Annotated in this window: 13 protein-coding genes; 7 read left to right on the top strand and 6 right to left on the bottom strand. The window is 41.8% G+C overall.

The window, feature by feature from the left end:
* From ACT3RN_RS09670 to ACT3RN_RS09655, 4 genes are all read left to right on the top strand, one after another.
* Positions 1 to 212: hypothetical protein (locus ACT3RN_RS09670; RefSeq protein WP_444518593.1), on the top strand; the 212-nt coding region annotated here is incomplete at its 5' end.
* A 212-nt stretch (positions 213 to 424) separates the two neighbouring features.
* Positions 425 to 748, top strand: a complete 324-nt coding sequence (locus ACT3RN_RS09665; protein ID WP_192518556.1) for a hypothetical protein — start codon at positions 425 to 427, stop codon at positions 746 to 748.
* Positions 749 to 869: 121 nt separating this feature from the next.
* Entirely contained in the window at positions 870 to 1,511 is a 642-nt protein-coding gene (locus ACT3RN_RS09660; protein ID WP_192518557.1) for a hypothetical protein, read from the top strand.
* A 105-nt stretch (positions 1,512 to 1,616) separates the two neighbouring features.
* Positions 1,617 to 2,522: a tetratricopeptide repeat protein gene (locus ACT3RN_RS09655; protein ID WP_192518558.1), complete on the top strand. Its 906-nt coding sequence runs from the start codon at positions 1,617 to 1,619 to the stop codon at positions 2,520 to 2,522.
* A 32-nt stretch (positions 2,523 to 2,554) separates the two neighbouring features.
* Here the strand turns inward: ACT3RN_RS09655 and ACT3RN_RS09650 are convergent, their stop codons facing one another.
* Complete coding sequence (locus tag ACT3RN_RS09650) at positions 2,555 to 3,511, bottom strand: hypothetical protein (RefSeq protein WP_192518559.1); 957 nt, start codon at positions 3,509 to 3,511, stop codon at positions 2,555 to 2,557.
* A gap of 129 nt (positions 3,512 to 3,640) precedes the next feature.
* Here ACT3RN_RS09650 and ACT3RN_RS09645 point away from each other — a divergent pair, with 129 nt between their 5' ends.
* On the top strand, positions 3,641 to 4,414 hold the full coding sequence (locus tag ACT3RN_RS09645; RefSeq protein ID WP_192518560.1) for a lysozyme inhibitor LprI family protein: 774 nt from the start codon (positions 3,641 to 3,643) through the stop codon (positions 4,412 to 4,414).
* Positions 4,415 to 4,526: 112 nt separating this feature from the next.
* Here the strand turns inward: ACT3RN_RS09645 and ACT3RN_RS09640 are convergent, their stop codons facing one another.
* Entirely contained in the window at positions 4,527 to 6,662 is a 2,136-nt protein-coding gene (locus ACT3RN_RS09640; RefSeq protein WP_444518592.1) for an FAD-dependent oxidoreductase, read from the bottom strand.
* Between the two features lie 304 nt (positions 6,663 to 6,966).
* On the opposite strand from ACT3RN_RS09640, the gene ACT3RN_RS09635 reads away from it, so the two are divergent.
* Positions 6,967 to 8,631 carry an AMP-binding protein gene (locus ACT3RN_RS09635; RefSeq protein WP_192518562.1) on the top strand — a complete coding sequence of 555 codons (1,665 nt, stop codon included), beginning with the start codon at positions 6,967 to 6,969 and terminating at the stop codon, positions 8,629 to 8,631.
* 456 nt (positions 8,632 to 9,087) lie between these two features.
* On the opposite strand, the gene ACT3RN_RS09630 is transcribed toward ACT3RN_RS09635, so the two are convergent.
* From ACT3RN_RS09630 to hemA, 4 genes are all read right to left on the bottom strand, one after another.
* Positions 9,088 to 9,507, bottom strand: a complete 420-nt coding sequence (locus ACT3RN_RS09630) for a DUF6691 family protein (RefSeq protein ID WP_192518563.1) — start codon at positions 9,505 to 9,507, stop codon at positions 9,088 to 9,090.
* 72 nt (positions 9,508 to 9,579) lie between these two features.
* On the bottom strand, positions 9,580 to 10,017 hold the full coding sequence (locus ACT3RN_RS09625; RefSeq protein ID WP_192518564.1) for a YeeE/YedE family protein: 438 nt from the start codon (positions 10,015 to 10,017) through the stop codon (positions 9,580 to 9,582).
* A gap of 277 nt (positions 10,018 to 10,294) precedes the next feature.
* Complete coding sequence (locus ACT3RN_RS09620; RefSeq protein ID WP_192518565.1) at positions 10,295 to 11,428, bottom strand: aminotransferase class V-fold PLP-dependent enzyme; 1,134 nt, start codon at positions 11,426 to 11,428, stop codon at positions 10,295 to 10,297.
* A gap of 644 nt (positions 11,429 to 12,072) precedes the next feature.
* Entirely contained in the window at positions 12,073 to 13,518 is a 1,446-nt protein-coding gene (hemA, locus tag ACT3RN_RS09615; RefSeq protein ID WP_192518566.1) for a glutamyl-tRNA reductase, read from the bottom strand.
* Positions 13,519 to 14,039: 521 nt separating this feature from the next.
* Here hemA and ACT3RN_RS09610 point away from each other — a divergent pair.
* Positions 14,040 to 15,938, top strand: a complete 1,899-nt coding sequence (locus tag ACT3RN_RS09610; RefSeq protein ID WP_192518567.1) for a hypothetical protein — start codon at positions 14,040 to 14,042, stop codon at positions 15,936 to 15,938.
* Positions 15,939 to 16,037 lie beyond the last annotated feature (99 nt).

Genomic DNA, 16,037 nt, shown 5'->3' with positions numbered 1-16,037 from the left:
AAATAAATATTGAGCCTAAAAGTAAGAAATATTTTACTTTAAAAAATGGACAAAAAATATGTCTAAATTCTAACAATCCTAATTTAGAAAAAACTATTTACACACCTTTAAACAAGCAATCATTGTCAGTCTCAATTGCTGGCATAGATGACAAAAATGAAATCTCGATAATTTTTTACAAAAAATTTGACTATCCTTACCTAGTTGAGTAATAAGGAATTTCTAGATGCTATTATTGATACGAAAAAGTAGAATAAGGTGTTTAGATCGAGTAATGAATTCTTATATATTCAATATACTTAAAATAATATTCGTGCTATCAACAACTAGTCTTCTTGGATGTTTCCAAGACTATCCTACGCATAGCCCTCCTATCGAAGGAAGTATTGATATATCGAAAAACAGCAAAGGTGATTTATGTTTTATGCCAATATTCAGTTCTGCCGTCGTTATGGAAAATCCTATAATTTTTAATTATATTAAAATGGAAGAGCTTGCTATATTGGATCCGAATGCTGAAATAAGTGATCATGTCAAAATACAGATTAAACCCAAGAATAAAAATTATTTCAGTTTGAGAGATGGGCAAAAAATATGTTTAAACTCTAATAATCCTAATTTAGAACAAATTACTTATTCTAAGTTAGATAGGCAATTGTTAATAGTTTCAATTGGAGGTTTAGACGATAAGAAAGATCATTTTATAAGTTTTCAAAAAGAGTTTAATTATCCTTATACACCTGAGTGACAACTATCCTTCCATCGGCAGACTGATAGGCGATACGTAGGTAAGCTAATAATCAGAAAGGTATAACCTAATGCAAAAAAAAGTTTTCACTCTGTTGACCCTCATCCTACTGACGTCTTGCATGGCTAACAATGATCCTAATCAGGATCAGGCCAGTGATGCTCCTACTGAAAAACATGACAGCTCAAAAATAAATAATGAGCAAACTATAGAAGAAAAAGAGCAAGTAGTTGACGAACGTGAAGATAATGAAGCCGTTCTACGTCACTTTGTAAAACAATGGAAGAAACCCATGAGTCCTGATGAAAAAGCAAGAAATTATCAATTTTTACTCGAGCTTAGTAAAAAGGGAGATATAAATTTTACCAAAAAAAATTATAGTAAGGCATGGTACGAATATAGTACAGGCTCCATTTACTATCCCTCTCCGAGGGTATTGGTAAAATCAGGAGACGCTTTAATATTAGCGTATATTAGTTCTTCATTCACAATCTGTAAATGTACTCCAAGTGATATAAACGACATGCCAAAAGAGACAAGCATGAAAACTGTTGAATTAGATTACTTAAGATATAGAATAGACAGAGAGTATGGTGTAGCGCTTGCTCTCAACCGTTATTCTAAGATAGATTATAAAAACGAGCAGCGTTTAAGCAAGGAAGAAGAGCAGCAGTTAGTCGAAAAAATAGAGTGTCTAAACGAGAAGCTTGACTTTGAAGCTGAGTCAGCTGACGTATCTATTTTGGCGCCATGTGTTGGTTGATAAATTTCAAAAAGAGGTCGATTGCATACCCGTACCAGAAGGTAAAACGTATGAGCAAGTGAGTCCAAATCAGCCGATTAAATAGTATTTTCTACTGGAGTTTTAATGTATCAAAAAAGAATCACACCTTTAATTCAGCCTTTACTACTAACGACACTGCTATCCAGTAGTTTGATAACTGCTGCTTGTTCAGCGGAGTCTTCAAACACACCTATATTATCTAATCAAAGCACCCCTGCTGAAATATATAAACTCGGACTAGCCTACTATGAGGGCGACTCGGTTCCTCAAAACTATGATAAAGCTTTTGAACTGTTTCAAAAAGCTGCTAACCAGAAGTACTCTGATGCTCAATTTAATCTTGGTGTTATGTACGAAAACGGCATAGGCATTGATCAAAACTATGAAAAAGCAATGCAATGGTATTTGTTAGCAGCTGATAATGGAGACTTTGAGGATCAAAATAATATAGGCTCACTATACTATTTTGGCAAAGGCGTAGATCAGAACTATGATAAAGCTTTTGAATGGTACAAAAAAGCTGCTGATCAAGGGGTAGGTGTAGCACAACTTAATATGGGTGGTCTCTATGAGAACGGTTATGGTGTGCCGCAAGACTGTGACACAGCTTTTGAATGGTATACATTGGCAGCTGACAATGGAGACTTTGATGCCCAAAATAATCTTGGCACTTTTTATGAAAACGGCTACAGCGTACCGCAAGACTATGATAAGGCTTTAGAGTGGTATACCAAAGCCGCTGATCAAGGTTTAGATTTAGCACAACTTAACATCGGTGGTCTCTACGAGAATGGCAACGGCGTGCCGCAAGATTATGACACAGCTTTTGAGTGGTATCAAAAGGCAGCTGATCAAGGCAACCAAGAAGCCAGCAATCGCATCGGTAGATTAGTCATGAATGATAAAATCGACGATACAGGCATTACTATCTACAGCACTCAAGAAACGGGTCTCACATTGGGTGATCTTGAGGGCAGCTTGAGCGAATAGAGATCGTTCTATTAGATATCAACTTAGGTAACCTAACAGTCATATGCTTCGTGATACTCCATCTTAGACTTAATGATCTTTTCGATATGTCTGACGAATATCTTGGTCTCGGGTCGACTATCTTCATCAACGATCAGCAAACCTCCTATCGAAACATAGCAGACGCCAGCAGACTTAGTAGGTAATAGATTGGTCCACTTAGAAAAAATATCATTCTCTAGTTGTACCGTTTGCCAGTAGTTCGATAAATAATAGTCACCTATCGTAGATTGCCACGTACAAACTTCAGACTCCGTGATAACTGATTGAACTGCTAATGGCGTTTGAAACAGTGCCTCTTTGTGTAATCCATCGAATGCTCGGATGACGAAAGCAGCAGGATGGTTTGGGAACTCCTCTCTTTCTCTTGATCGAGGCATACTTTGTGCTTGCTTTGTCTGAAAAGACTCAATAGTACTCATATCAACCTGATCAGCCATTTCAGACTCCAGCTCACGTATAGGCTTTGAGTACAAGGAATCTAAAAGATCTATATCACTTAACGATATAGATAAAGAGCCAATAATTTTTTCGTTATCTTCCTCTCGTACACCGCCATACATGCTAACGCCAATAACACAATTATCAAATGCCCATTCACAGTGCTCTACTACATTATCACTATAGTAATGGCTATCAGAGAAATAGTTTGACCCCGGACCTAAATACGCTATAAGTTTTTTAATAACCTGTTGCCTATTAAATAGTTGTGCTGGGATATTGATCCATATTGAATCAATCAATCGGTCGTCATCTGCTGCACTAAAATGACAGTAAGCAACGTTGAGAGACCAAAACTTAGCTAATTTTATAGTTACTATTTTAGGCATATAACTTTCTTCATAAGAGCGAGTTACCGTATCTTTTTCAGGAAGCTGAGCTTTTATATCAGATAACTTATCACCCCATTTAAATGTCACATCACCGAATAGAAATTCGTTTTTTCTCATGAATGTCTCTTTTAAGATACTGTATAGTCATAATGATATACTTATGTCTATTATTAAGAAAGCTGTTAGGAAGTCTCTAGATTAGATATTAAGCCATTTACAAAAACATCTTCTAGCAATGAGAACACTATGAAAAATCTACTCGTAGCGATACTAAGTATTTTGGGTACTTGCCTACTATCTACGCCTGCAAATGCAGCAAGTTTTGATTGCAACAAAGCTGCTACTTGGGTAGAAAAAACCATTTGCAAAAGTCCTGAGCTTTCTAAGCTTGATGACACAATGGCAAAAAAATATAAAAGCAATCTTGCTACTTCTTCTGATTATGAAGACAGCACAGCTTTTAAAAATAGAACTATTGCGAATCAACGCACATGGCTCATGTTTCAGCGTGATACCTGTAAAAGTGAAGAATGTCTGATACGCGAGTATAAAGAATATATCGAAGAGCAAACCAATTACGGTGTGGCTTGGAGTTTTTCAGATGAGCTAAGTCGTTCTGATTTACCGAGCAAAAGTGCCTTTGGGGATTTTTCTCAAACCTCTCAAATCTCAATATATAATTCAGAAACGCAGAAATGGGAAGATACAGGAGAAGCAACAAACACGGTATCAATTCATAGTGTCGCTAATAAGCCTCACCTTTCCATTATCGAGGGCGTTTTGATTTTTACCAATGCGCATATCTGTGATTTGGGAGAAAGCAAAGCCATATGGTCAGAGAATCATTGGGTCATAAACGATGATCAGCCAGATCAAAGCGTTGATCTGCGTTTATATCCAGCAATTTATCAAGGTAAGAATCAATTGTTATTAAGAGACATGGACGACCAATATAGAAAACTGCACTGCGGTATGCGAGGGTATTTTGACGGGATTGTGTTGAAACGTGGGGTGAGTTAGGTTTGCTAATTTAAAATTAGACTTCGCTGAACATTTTCAAATCGGCAGGTTTTTTATACAAAAAAGGCAGCAAGGTAAACAACCTCGCCACCTTTATGTTTTGATCTAATATTTATATCCCAACCGCAACCTCAGCCCCATCACGAATCGCACGTTTGGCATCTAGCTCAGCTGCTAGCTTAGCACCGCCGATTAAGTGATACTGCGCATCTGGTGCATCACCGACATTTGGCATCAGCTCAACAACAGACTCTTGACCAGCACAGACGACAACGCTATCAACACGTAATAACTGGCTTTGACCTTGACTGTTGGTGACCCAAATACCTTCGTTGGTGATTTTGTCATACTGCACACCCGCGACTTGGATGACGCCGTGTGATTTGATATGCGCACGATGCACCCAACCAGAGGTTTTATTCAATCCACTACCCAAGCGGCCTTTGCTACGCTGCATGAGGTAAACTTGGCGAACAGGTTTAATGGCTTCAGGCTTAACCAAACCACCATCCGTTTGATAATTGACATCATTGGTCACGCCCCACTCTTCACGCCACTCACTAATAGACTGCGGTGTGGTGCGATAGCTTGGATCTTTTAGCGCATCAGGGCCAATTTCATCCAGCGACTGGCCATGATTAGCGGTTAGATATTCACTGACATCAAAACCAATACCACCAGCACCGATGACAGCTACAGTATTGCCAACTGATTTCTCGCCAGAGAGCAGCTCAGCATAACTCATCACTTGTGGTAACTCAGCACCCTCTAATTTACCTTCTAGGCTTCTAGGCACGACACCTGTTGCCACGATGACGTGATGAAACTTGGCTTGTTCGATCATGGCTTTATCAACCTTAGTATTGAGTTGAATCTCAACACCTAAATGCTCAAGCTCATTGATATAGTAGCGAATGGTCTCAAAGAACTCTTCTTTACCAGGGATGACTTTGGCATAGTTGAACTGACCGCCCAAGACATCTTTAGCTTCGAACAATGTCACTTCATGACCACGCAGCGCTGCCACATGTGCCGCTGACATACCTGCGACACCGCCACCGATAACCGCTACCTTTTTAGGTTTTTTAACTTTTTTATAGACCAGTTCAGTTTCATGACAAGCTTGAGGATTGACCAGACACGTTGAGCGTTTGTTTTCGAACGTGTGATCGAGGCAGGCTTGGTTACAGGCGATACAAGTATTAATACGGTCCGCTTGACCATTTTTAGCTTTATTGACCCAATGGGCATCAGCTAAGAATGGACGCGCCATTTGAATCATATCAGCTTGACCTTTAGCGACGATGTCTTCCGCTGTTTCTGGCATATTGATGCGGTTGGCCGCCATCATTGGGATATTAATATGCTTTTTGATTTCAGCGGTAAAATCAACAAAGGCTGCCCGTGGTACGCTCGTGACAATGGTCGGAACACGCGCTTCATGCCAGCCAATGCCAGTGTTCATGATGGTCACGCCTGCTTCTTCTAGCGCTTTTGCCACGGTGACGACTTCGTCCATGACGTTACCGTCTTTGACCAAATCAATCACTGACAGACGGAATAGAATAATAAAATCTTCACCGGCAGCGGCACGAACCGCTTTGACCACATCAACAGCGAACTTCATACGGCCGTGGATATCACCGCCGTAAATGTCTTCACGCTGATTCACATGACGCGATAAAAACTGGTTGAGCAAGTACCCTTCTGAGCCCATGATTTCGACACCGTCATACCCTGCTTGCTTGGCAAGCTTGGCTGAACGAGCGTAGTCTTTTACCGTCTGCTCGATGTTTTTAATACTCATCTTGCGCGGTTTAAATGGTGAGATTGGCGATTTAATCGGACTTGATGACAGTACAAAAGGATGATAACCGTAACGCCCGCTATGCAAGATTTGCATAATGATTTTGCTGTCGTGCTTATGAGCCGCACGGGTCACACGTTGATGGTTCATAACGTCGGCTTTGGTGTTCATGGTACCACCCGCAGGGAGCAACCACCCCTCGCGATTGGGTGAGATACCACCTGTAATCATCATCGCCACGCCGCCTTTTGCACGCTCTTCGAAATATGCTGCCAACTTGCCGTAATTATAAAAACGATCTTCAAGTCCTGTATGCATAGAACCCATAACCATACGGTTTTTAAGCGTCGTAAAACCCAAATTGAGTGGTTCAAATAAATGTGGATAGTATTGGTTGGTATTGGCAGTTTCAATCGGCGTGGCAGTGCGGCTGGCTGACATATCATTTTCCTTATGAATGGCTTGCGGGACGTAACATGACTCATATCCTAACACACCGCTATTATTGTCAGCTATGCAGACAAACGACTGGTGAGTGGACATTATATTAACGACAGTAGACACCTCTACAGTAACTGGTTAAATAAACACCAAAAAATCAGTACAATTGTCTGTTATGACCGTTTATAATCATTAGATGCTGATACCGTCGATTAGAATTAGCACGGGCTTGGTCCTTCGACCATAGCGCTGACCGCGACTAAGATATTAGCGAATTTAAAAAACAGGATAAAGGATTATCTTCATGACAGACTTCCACACTGGTCTTGGCAAAAATGCGGCCAACCATCAACCACTAACCCCTATTGACTTCATTATTCGCAGTGCGCAGGTGTACCCTGACAAGACTGCCATCATCTACGACGATCTAGAACACAACAACCTTACTCAAACATGGCAACAGACCTATGATCGTTGCAGGCAGTTAGCTGATGGACTACGCAAACTGGGGGTTGATAAAAATGATACGGTGGCAGTAATGATGCCGAATACGCCAGCGATGATCGAATGTGCCTTTGGCGTACCCATGTCAGGTGGCGTGCTCTGTACTTTAAATACCCGACTCGACATCAATGCCCTCACCTTTTGTCTGCAGCACTCAGAGGCTAAAGTTCTCATTTTAGACAGTGAGTTTGCTGAGTATGCCGAGATTATCGATGAAACTTTTCCCAACTTAATCGTCATTCATGCGACAGACACTGCCATCAAGGTCGAACGATTTGGACAAATGAGCTATGAGGAATTGGTTGCTAGCGCTGACAGTTTAGACAACTGGGAAAAACCATTAGACGAATGGGACGCGGTTGCACTGAATTATACCTCTGGTACAACAGGCAAGCCCAAAGGGGTGGTCTACCATCATCGTGGTGCCACACTAAATGCCGTCTCTAATATTTTAGATTGGGATATGCCCAAGCATCCGATGTATCTCTGGACGCTACCACTGTTTCATTGTAATGGTTGGTGTTTTCCGTGGACTATTGCAGAGCGTGCTGGTGTCAATGTCTGCTTGCGCAGGATAGATGCAGACTTGATTTTACAGCTGATTGCTAAGTATAAAGTCAGCCATTATTGTTCAGCACCTGTGGTACATAATATGATTGCAGGCGGCAAACCTGAATATAAACAGGCGATTACCCATCAAGTCAATGGCTGGGTCGCTGGGGCACCACCATCTGAAACCATGCTAGCGGCAATGGAGAAAATGGGCTTTCATATTTCTCACGTTTATGGCCTCACAGAAGTATATGGGCCAGTGACGGTCTGTGCAGAGCAAGAAGACTGGGATGAGATAGATGTCGCCGCTCGTGCCCAGAAAAAATCACGCCAAGGGGTAATATCTCACCTCATGACGGGATTTGAAGTGTTCAAACAAGGTACCACTGAGCCCGTCACAGCCAATGGTGAAGAGATGGGCGAGCTAGCACTGCGTGGTAATATGGTGATGAAAGGTTATCTTAAAAGCCGTAAAGCCACCGAAGATGCCTTTGCTGATGGCTGGTTTCGTACGGGTGACTTGGGTGTCAAATACCCTGATGGCTACATCAAAATCATGGACAGGCTTAAAGACATCATCATCTCAGGCGGTGAAAACATCTCTAGTATCGAAGTCGAAAATGTTCTGTATAAAATGCCTGAAATTGAAAGCTGTGCCGTCGTTGCCGCACCACATGATAAATGGGGTGAAGTACCCGTTGCCTTTATTGAAATTCATGCAGGCAATACTTTACAACGCGACACCGTGATGGAACATTGCAAGCAACATTTAGCAAGCTTTAAAGTACCAAAATATATTATCTTTGCTGAAATACCAAAGACCAGTACTGGTAAAGTACAAAAATTTGAACTGCGCCATGCAGCCAAATCATTGGCACACGAAACACCAAAAGTCACGGCTAGCGCTCAATAAAGCGGTAATTTATTAAATTACAACTCATAAAAAGGTCAGCTATATATAGCTGACCTTTTTTGCGAACACTAGGGCGTGTTGAACATTCAAATGTTAGGACTGCTGATCGCTAAAATTGCACCAAACTAGGCGCAAACCGACGATAATATCGAGATCTTAGCTAGGCTTGCAACAACGTTTGGGGTGATTTTAGCATCAGCCCTTTGGGGCAGTACTCTTTTTTGCCAATATATGGCGAAATTGTTTAACCTAGAATGACTAGGCATCAAAAATTTCACTGCATATTGTCTAAAAAATAGTCACTGCCAGCACCACATTTGAATGTTCAACACGCCCTAACCTATTTATACTGTAATTGGTTCAATATAATTTGGAGATAAAGAAGCCAAGTAAAAGCACTCCAAATAGTAGACTAAGCGAGGCTGTTTGAGCGCTAGTTTATAGAGAACTCATCTATCAGCCCAGTTTGGGCTCAAGCCATTGATAAATCAACATACCGATGATCATGGCGGGGATAAAGACATAAGCCTGCCATTGCCCTGTGCCAAGCAGCACAATACCTGGTCCTGGGCAGATACCCACCAAACCCCAACCGATACCAAACAGCATCGCGCCGATGAGGAGCTTTTTATTAATCACCGTTTTGCTCGGCAGTTCTATCATTGTACCGATCCAGCTAGTCTGTTGGCGCTTGGCAAGTTGCACACCAACGATTGCCACGATTAATCCACCGCCCATAACCAATGCAAGGGAGATATCCCATGCACCAAAGATATCTAGAAACCCTTGTACTTTCACAGGATCAGTCATACCAGATATTAGCAATCCAAAGCCAAACAGCAACCCTGCCACTAATCCAATCAAATTTTTTAACATTGTCGTTTCTCGCTATTATTTCTTATCAATACAGCTTCTTATCAATACAGCTAAATACGGTCTTTGCCTTTTCTAAATCAAGCCTAAAATCTGCCGACCGATATAAACCGTCACAATACCAAAAAACATAAAAGTCGCCGTTGCTGCCATCGAACGTGGAGACAAGCGCGCATTACCACAGATACCGTGGCCACTAGTACAGCCAGATCCCAAACGTGTCCCGAACCCAACCAACAACCCTGCACCAATTAATAATGGCAAAGAGCTGCTGATTGCCACCTCAGGCAACGGTTTGACGATGCTATATAAGATTGGCGAGACGATGAGACCTACGATAAATAGCACTTGCCACATCTCTACGCGCTTGGGCTTCAACAAGCTAGAAAAAATACCGCTAATGCCTGCAATACGTCCGATACCGAGCAGCAATATGACCGTTGCCACACCTAGTATTAGACCACCTACCAAGGAAATTGGCGTAAATGCTTGCCAGTCTATCTGTATATTCATATTGTTTACCCAGTCTTATGTTTATTAGAAACAGACTTCAATAATTAATTTATATAAATACATTATATTATAAAATATAATAAAAAGCCAAAAAATACCGAACCTAGCATAATGCTGTGGCTCAGTACTCTTTTATTCTAAAAAACCTATCTAATACCATGCACAAAAATTAGAGTAGCAAGGAAAACGAGTGCAAGTGCTACTCACTGTAGACTAAACAAGTTTGACACCGCTAATCGTATTTTTTGGGATTGGTATAACCTAAAAAACTTACTTACTATTCAGCCAATACTTCATCAAGTACTGACTCAAAACGCGAAACCGCACCATCAACATCAGTTAATTTGTCTAGACCGAATAAGCCCAAGCGGAAGGTCTTAAAATTATCAGGCTCACCCACTTTAAGTGGTACACCAGACGCAATCTGCATACCTGCTGCTGCAAACGCACTACCTTTATGCATATCATCACGGTCGGTATAAACCACGACAACACCTGGCGCTTCAAATCCCTTCGCCGCCACGCTTTCGATACCTTTGTCGGCAAAGACTTGACGAATACGATTGCCCAGTTCCCACTGCGCATCACACAATGTATCAAAACCAACTTTTTTGGCTTCTAAAATAGTATCGCGGAACTGACGCAAGCTGTCCGTTGGCATGGTCGCATGATAAGCATGGCCACCGTTCTCATAGGCACGCATTATATTTAACCACTGCTTCAAGTCTAGGCTAAAGCTATCAGACTCCGTGCTGTCTACTTTTTTGACAGCAGCATCGCTTAACATGACCAAACCAGCACACGGCGTACTACTCCAACCTTTTTGTGGCGCGCTAATAAGAACATCGATACCTAAAGCTTGCATATCCAACCAGACACAACCTGACGCGATACAGTCAATGACCAATAAACCGCCTACGCTATGCACGGCAGCACTTAATGCTTTAATATAATCCGCTGACAGAATAATACCTGATGAGGTTTCAACGTGTGGGGCAAATACGACTGCTGGCTTTTCTGCTTTAATCTTAGCAACCGCTTCATCAATATCAACAGGTGAAAATGGTTTTGGCGTATCACCTTCTTCACGGTGCGCAGTCAATACGGTGGTCGACTTGGCAATCTTGCCTTTTTCTAAGATTTGCGTCCAGCGATAGCTAAACCAACCATTACGGATGACCAGACAATCTTCATCATTTGCCAATTGGCGTGCTACGGCCTCCATACCAGAAGTACCAGAACCAGGAACGATAGCAACAGCATCAGCGTTATACACTGATTTCAGCTCACTAGATAAGTCATTCATCACTTGCTGAAAGACTTTCGACATGTGATTAAGGGCACGGTCAGTATAGACCACTGAGTATTCTAATAAGCCGTTTGGATCAATATCTTGGCGTAATGCAGTCATGGGACACTCCTAGTTTATTGTTAGGTAATTTAATAATTCTTAATGATTGGCTACAAAAAAAATTCAGAAAATAAAATCCAAATATCAAAAAGTAGACACTAAAATTCAAACACTCTCTAAACAACTCTAGCCAATATTAATCGTATACGCCTACCATTCACAAAAATTAGAGTAGCGAGAGGAAGTACTACGCATGATAGATTAAGCAAGTTTGATGCGGCTAATCGTGCTTTTTGGATTTGGTATAATATCGAGTAATAATCGAGAGTATGATGCAGGGTTGACGATATAGCACTTTATCCTAGTGCTATTGCCGTTGGTAACCATGTCTTTTACGCATTCGTTTTATTAACTTTAAATCAAGTTATATAAAGATAGATGCGCCGTTATAGATGCTACACGGTGGTAGATTGATAACGAGAGTTATGGGGTATTAATGAGATGAACAGGTAGAGATCTAGCTGGCACTAAAACTTCTAGCACATGACCATTAGCAAGTTTTGACATATTATCATCACTTAATATGCTCATAACAGCTTGATATTAGCACTGATAATGTAGGTTGACAACGATATGTTTATGCGATGACTTGCGCCAGCTCATATCAAGAGGTTTTGATAAGTTACCTGATCAATAAATAGCGGCTATCGATGACTGCGATGCGCATCTTGTAGTCCCGACACCACAAAATCCAGCAGCTCACTATCACCCTCTCGGGCAGCCTTGCGCATCAGCTTCGATGGTGCGTGTGTCAATGTCTGAGTCAGACGGCGTGACAGCTCAGTGATGATTGCTTCGGGAGTGGCATTGTTTTGCTGCAATTGAGCTAAGGACTCATGTAATAGCTTATCTACCTGACCTTGCGTACACGATCGATACTGCTCAATATCTTTACCGACTTGGCGCACTTGAAAGCGACGATCCATCTCAACGACCAACTGACTGACCAGTAACTCCGCATCTACAGCTGCTTGCCTGCGCTGCTCGATGTTACCCGCAATGACATGCTGCAGGTCATCGACAGAATACAAATAAATATCATCGATACGGCTAATGGTCGAGTCGATATCTCGTGGTACAGCCAAGTCAATCATCAACATAGGCTGATAACGACGACGCTTTAGCGCCTGCACAGTCATGGTTTTATCAATTAACAAATCCATACTACCACTACAACTACTGACAATATCAGCATCCGCCAATACTTGCGGCAGCTCTTGTAGGGTTCGGACTTCCACACGGCGATTAGGATTGCGCAATTCCGCCGCCAATGCTTCCGCCCGCTCAGGATTGCGGTTGCAGATAATAACACGCCCAACGCCAAGACCTGCGATATGCGTGGCTACCAGTCGATTCATCTCCCCTGCGGCAACGACCAGTAAAGTACGACTAGGTAAGTCATCAAATATTTGTGTGACCAACTTGGCGGCTGCATAGCTAAGCGAGACCGCTTGGGTACCTACTTTGGTCTCGTTACGCACTCGCTTCGCAGCAGCAAACACTTGGTCGACGACCCAACCAAGCTGATTACTCAGTGTGTTTTCCTCTTGTGCAAGGTGTACTGAGCGCTTGATTTGACCCAGTATCTGCGGCTCACCCAATATCATAGAATCTAACCCTGCAGCGACGCGGAGCCAATGAGTCAATGCGTGAGTATCACGATGCACATAAAGGTATGGGTCAACCTCAGTAAGAGACAATTGCTTAAAAGTAGCCAACCATGTTTTAATTTTGATAATATGAGCACTGATAGCAGCAGAAGACAACGTGGCACTGCTACTAAAGGCGTTATTAGAAACTGGTGCTATAGCAGGATTTGCTACTTGCGCACCTGCGGAAGGGGAAACCAACACTTGCGAGGCTGATTTTTGTGAGACTGAGCTTTGTGATGCCGGTTTTGAAGTGGCCAGAGTTTGTGGTACTAGTGCGTAAATCTCAGTTCGGTTACAGGTGGAAACGATTACGCTACCATCTGTTAATGCTTCTAACTGTTTGAGCGCGACATTCACATCGTCACCTACTAGCGCCAAGCGCTCTCTTAGAGCGACTGGTGCAGTTTTGTGATTGACTCCGATAACCACTAATCTCATTATTGATAGACCATAAAAATGACGCTCACCTGCCAGCCCCACTATCTTATTATTTTGAAAAGACAGTTTTGAGTGACAACGTTGAAAGGAGTACCCTAAAAATCGCTCATTATATCATTATTGCTGGCTTTAATTAACACTCACCCATCTATGATAGCTATTTGATTGTATCTGGGCATACATGTAACAAATCAACCACTCATATGATTGGTAAAGCCAATATTTATGTTTTAGCAAATGTTTATAAAAACTGACATAAACTATTCGCCTCCTCCACGCTAACTTGTTATATTTCTATAGTATGCCAACCAATATAAATAGTCAGAAAGCCATACTTTGCTAAACAGTAGTCAGTAGAAAAACTATTACCAATATTTGAGTAACACGGCCACTATTGTTTATAACATCCATCTACTCTTATAATGTTTATCATCGGTACTCATTACCAACAATTAGTCTGCAGCGCTGACAAGATAATTTTCTTATCAGCATAGGTACACAATGGGCAAACACGGTTATCTATGATTTTCTTTGGGTCATTATTTCAATCAAAACTTGCACATGACGACCAATTTGACCTTCGTGCTTTATGGCATGGCATTATTGAACGTCTGTGCCAACGTTATAAGCTAACACTATCGTTGGCCGTTTGCTTATGCCTCGGGTCTTCGTCTGTGTATGCCAGCCAATATGTGCTATTGCCCGAAGACGCCAACACAACCACCACATCGGTTGCTGTAAAAAACGAAACTGTGTCGAATCTTAAAAATATACAGACCATAGAAAACATAAACAGTTTAGCGCCCACAACCTTATTGCAACCTGAGCTACAAGAACCAAGTTTATATGCACTATTAGATGCCGAGTTTGCAGCCGATCGTGATGATAAACAACGCGCAATAGCTATTTATAAGCAGCAATCTTTTAAAGAAGACGCGACTGCAGTATTTGAGCGAGCACTTAGTTTGTCTTTGCGTAATGAAAGAATTGAAGACTCATTGCAGTTTGCCAAAACATGGCAAGATCAAAACCCTGATCACGTGCCCGCTTGGTTTTATGTGGCGCATTTAGCCCTACGCGCCCACGACTACCTACTCGCTGGCGAAACCTTAAACCGTATTTTACGTTATGATCCTCGAGCAGATCTCAGCGAAATTCTTATCGGTATTTATCCCAATAACGATCAAGACAAACGTGAACTACTCGCGGCACTGCAACCACTTGATAGCGAACAAAATGCTTCACTCTCCGTGTTAAAAGCCGGTTTGCTTTACCAGTTTAATGAGCCTGAAAGTGCCATTATCCATATCAACCGTGCTTTAGAACACCAACCGGATTACGTACCTTTTATCACACTGAAGGCTGACATATTGCGCAAAATCGTAACCGCTGAAACGGTTGTTAACTACGTCAGTCAAGCACGCTTGCGCAATCCAGACAGTAAAAGCTTATATCTGTATGAAATTCGCTATTTGCTGGATTTGAAACAAAGCGAAGAAGCATGGGAGCTATTGCTCGACGCACACGAGCATTTTAATGATGATGCCGAAATCACCTTGCTAGCGGCGCTGGTAAGCTTGGATATCGAAAAGTATGATAGTGCGGACCAATTACTTAATATGCTCGCAAAAAACCAAGCTTATCTGGATCAAGCTTATTACTATCTCGGTATCAGTGCCGAGCGCCAACATAACTTTGAACAGGCTAAATACTATCTTAATAGCGTCATGCAAGAAGATTTAGTGTTAGAAGCCCGTAGGAAAGTCGTTGCACTTGACTTACTCAATGACGATACCGAAGCGGCAATAGCAACCTTAAAAAAACTGCGCAAAGATTTCAGTGTTTTTGCACCAGATACCTTCGTAATGCAAGCAGATATTTTACGACAGCAAAATAAATCTGACGATGCCCTGCGTCTGTTAACGCAAGCCGCTCGTCAATCTCCTAATAATGAGATGTTACTATTTGCCCGTATCCAACTGCTAGACGACAAAGATGATTACGTCGTTAAGCGCACACTGCTCAATCACTTGCAAGCATTGGATCCTAGTAATTTATCGTATCAGCTCAGCTATGCTCAGCTATTATTGGCCAATCAAAACAGTTCTGAGCAAGGTCTCAAGCTAGCAACAGCTATCATTCAAATTCGCTATGATGACCCACGTTATGACAATGAGCTGCATCTACAAGCACTCAACGTCCTAGCAAGCGATGCGCTGGCCAACGAAAACTACCAACAAGTTATCAACTACCTGCAGACACCTTATGATGTACTGCCAACCTTACGCTCAGGGGCTTTACTACTTCGCGCTTATCAAGGCCTAGGTAACAATGTAAAAGTTGAGTCATTACTGGCAGACTTGCAGCAGCGTTTCTCATTTGGTCAGCATAATATCAATGACCGTACGCAACTGTATTAGTATTAATATGAGAGTATGCAAATTCTAGATTTTTGCTTACAAGGCACTTATAAGAAGCTAACAGCGGCGCATAACTGAGTAACAAATAACATTTAAGCT

This window comes from Psychrobacter sp. AOP5-GZ1-6 (assembly GCF_052376345.1).
GTDB lineage: Bacteria > Pseudomonadota > Gammaproteobacteria > Pseudomonadales > Moraxellaceae > Psychrobacter.
Note: the sequence above shows the minus strand (reverse complement) of the source record. Positions and strands in the feature narration are given on the sequence as shown.

What these genes read in the sequence shown, in the direction of transcription:
- ACT3RN_RS09665 (WP_192518556.1), top strand. Translation starts at nt 425, where the DNA reads ATGCCAATATTCAGTTCTGCCGTCGTTATGGAAAATCCTATAATTTTT.
- ACT3RN_RS09660 (WP_192518557.1), top strand. Translation starts at nt 870, where the DNA reads ATGGCTAACAATGATCCTAATCAGGATCAGGCCAGTGATGCTCCTACT.
- ACT3RN_RS09655 (WP_192518558.1), top strand. Translation starts at nt 1,617, where the DNA reads ATGTATCAAAAAAGAATCACACCTTTAATTCAGCCTTTACTACTAACG.
- ACT3RN_RS09650 (WP_192518559.1), bottom strand. Translation starts at nt 3,511, where the DNA reads ATGAGAAAAAACGAATTTCTATTCGGTGATGTGACATTTAAATGGGGT.
- ACT3RN_RS09645 (WP_192518560.1), top strand. Translation starts at nt 3,641, where the DNA reads ATGAAAAATCTACTCGTAGCGATACTAAGTATTTTGGGTACTTGCCTA.
- ACT3RN_RS09640 (WP_444518592.1), bottom strand. Translation starts at nt 6,662, where the DNA reads ATGTCAGCCAGCCGCACTGCCACGCCGATTGAAACTGCCAATACCAAC.
- ACT3RN_RS09635 (WP_192518562.1), top strand. Translation starts at nt 6,967, where the DNA reads ATGACAGACTTCCACACTGGTCTTGGCAAAAATGCGGCCAACCATCAA.
- ACT3RN_RS09630 (WP_192518563.1), bottom strand. Translation starts at nt 9,507, where the DNA reads ATGTTAAAAAATTTGATTGGATTAGTGGCAGGGTTGCTGTTTGGCTTT.
- ACT3RN_RS09625 (WP_192518564.1), bottom strand. Translation starts at nt 10,017, where the DNA reads ATGAATATACAGATAGACTGGCAAGCATTTACGCCAATTTCCTTGGTA.
- ACT3RN_RS09620 (WP_192518565.1), bottom strand. Translation starts at nt 11,428, where the DNA reads ATGACTGCATTACGCCAAGATATTGATCCAAACGGCTTATTAGAATAC.
- hemA (WP_192518566.1), bottom strand. Translation starts at nt 13,518, where the DNA reads ATGAGATTAGTGGTTATCGGAGTCAATCACAAAACTGCACCAGTCGCT.
- ACT3RN_RS09610 (WP_192518567.1), top strand. Translation starts at nt 14,040, where the DNA reads ATGATTTTCTTTGGGTCATTATTTCAATCAAAACTTGCACATGACGAC.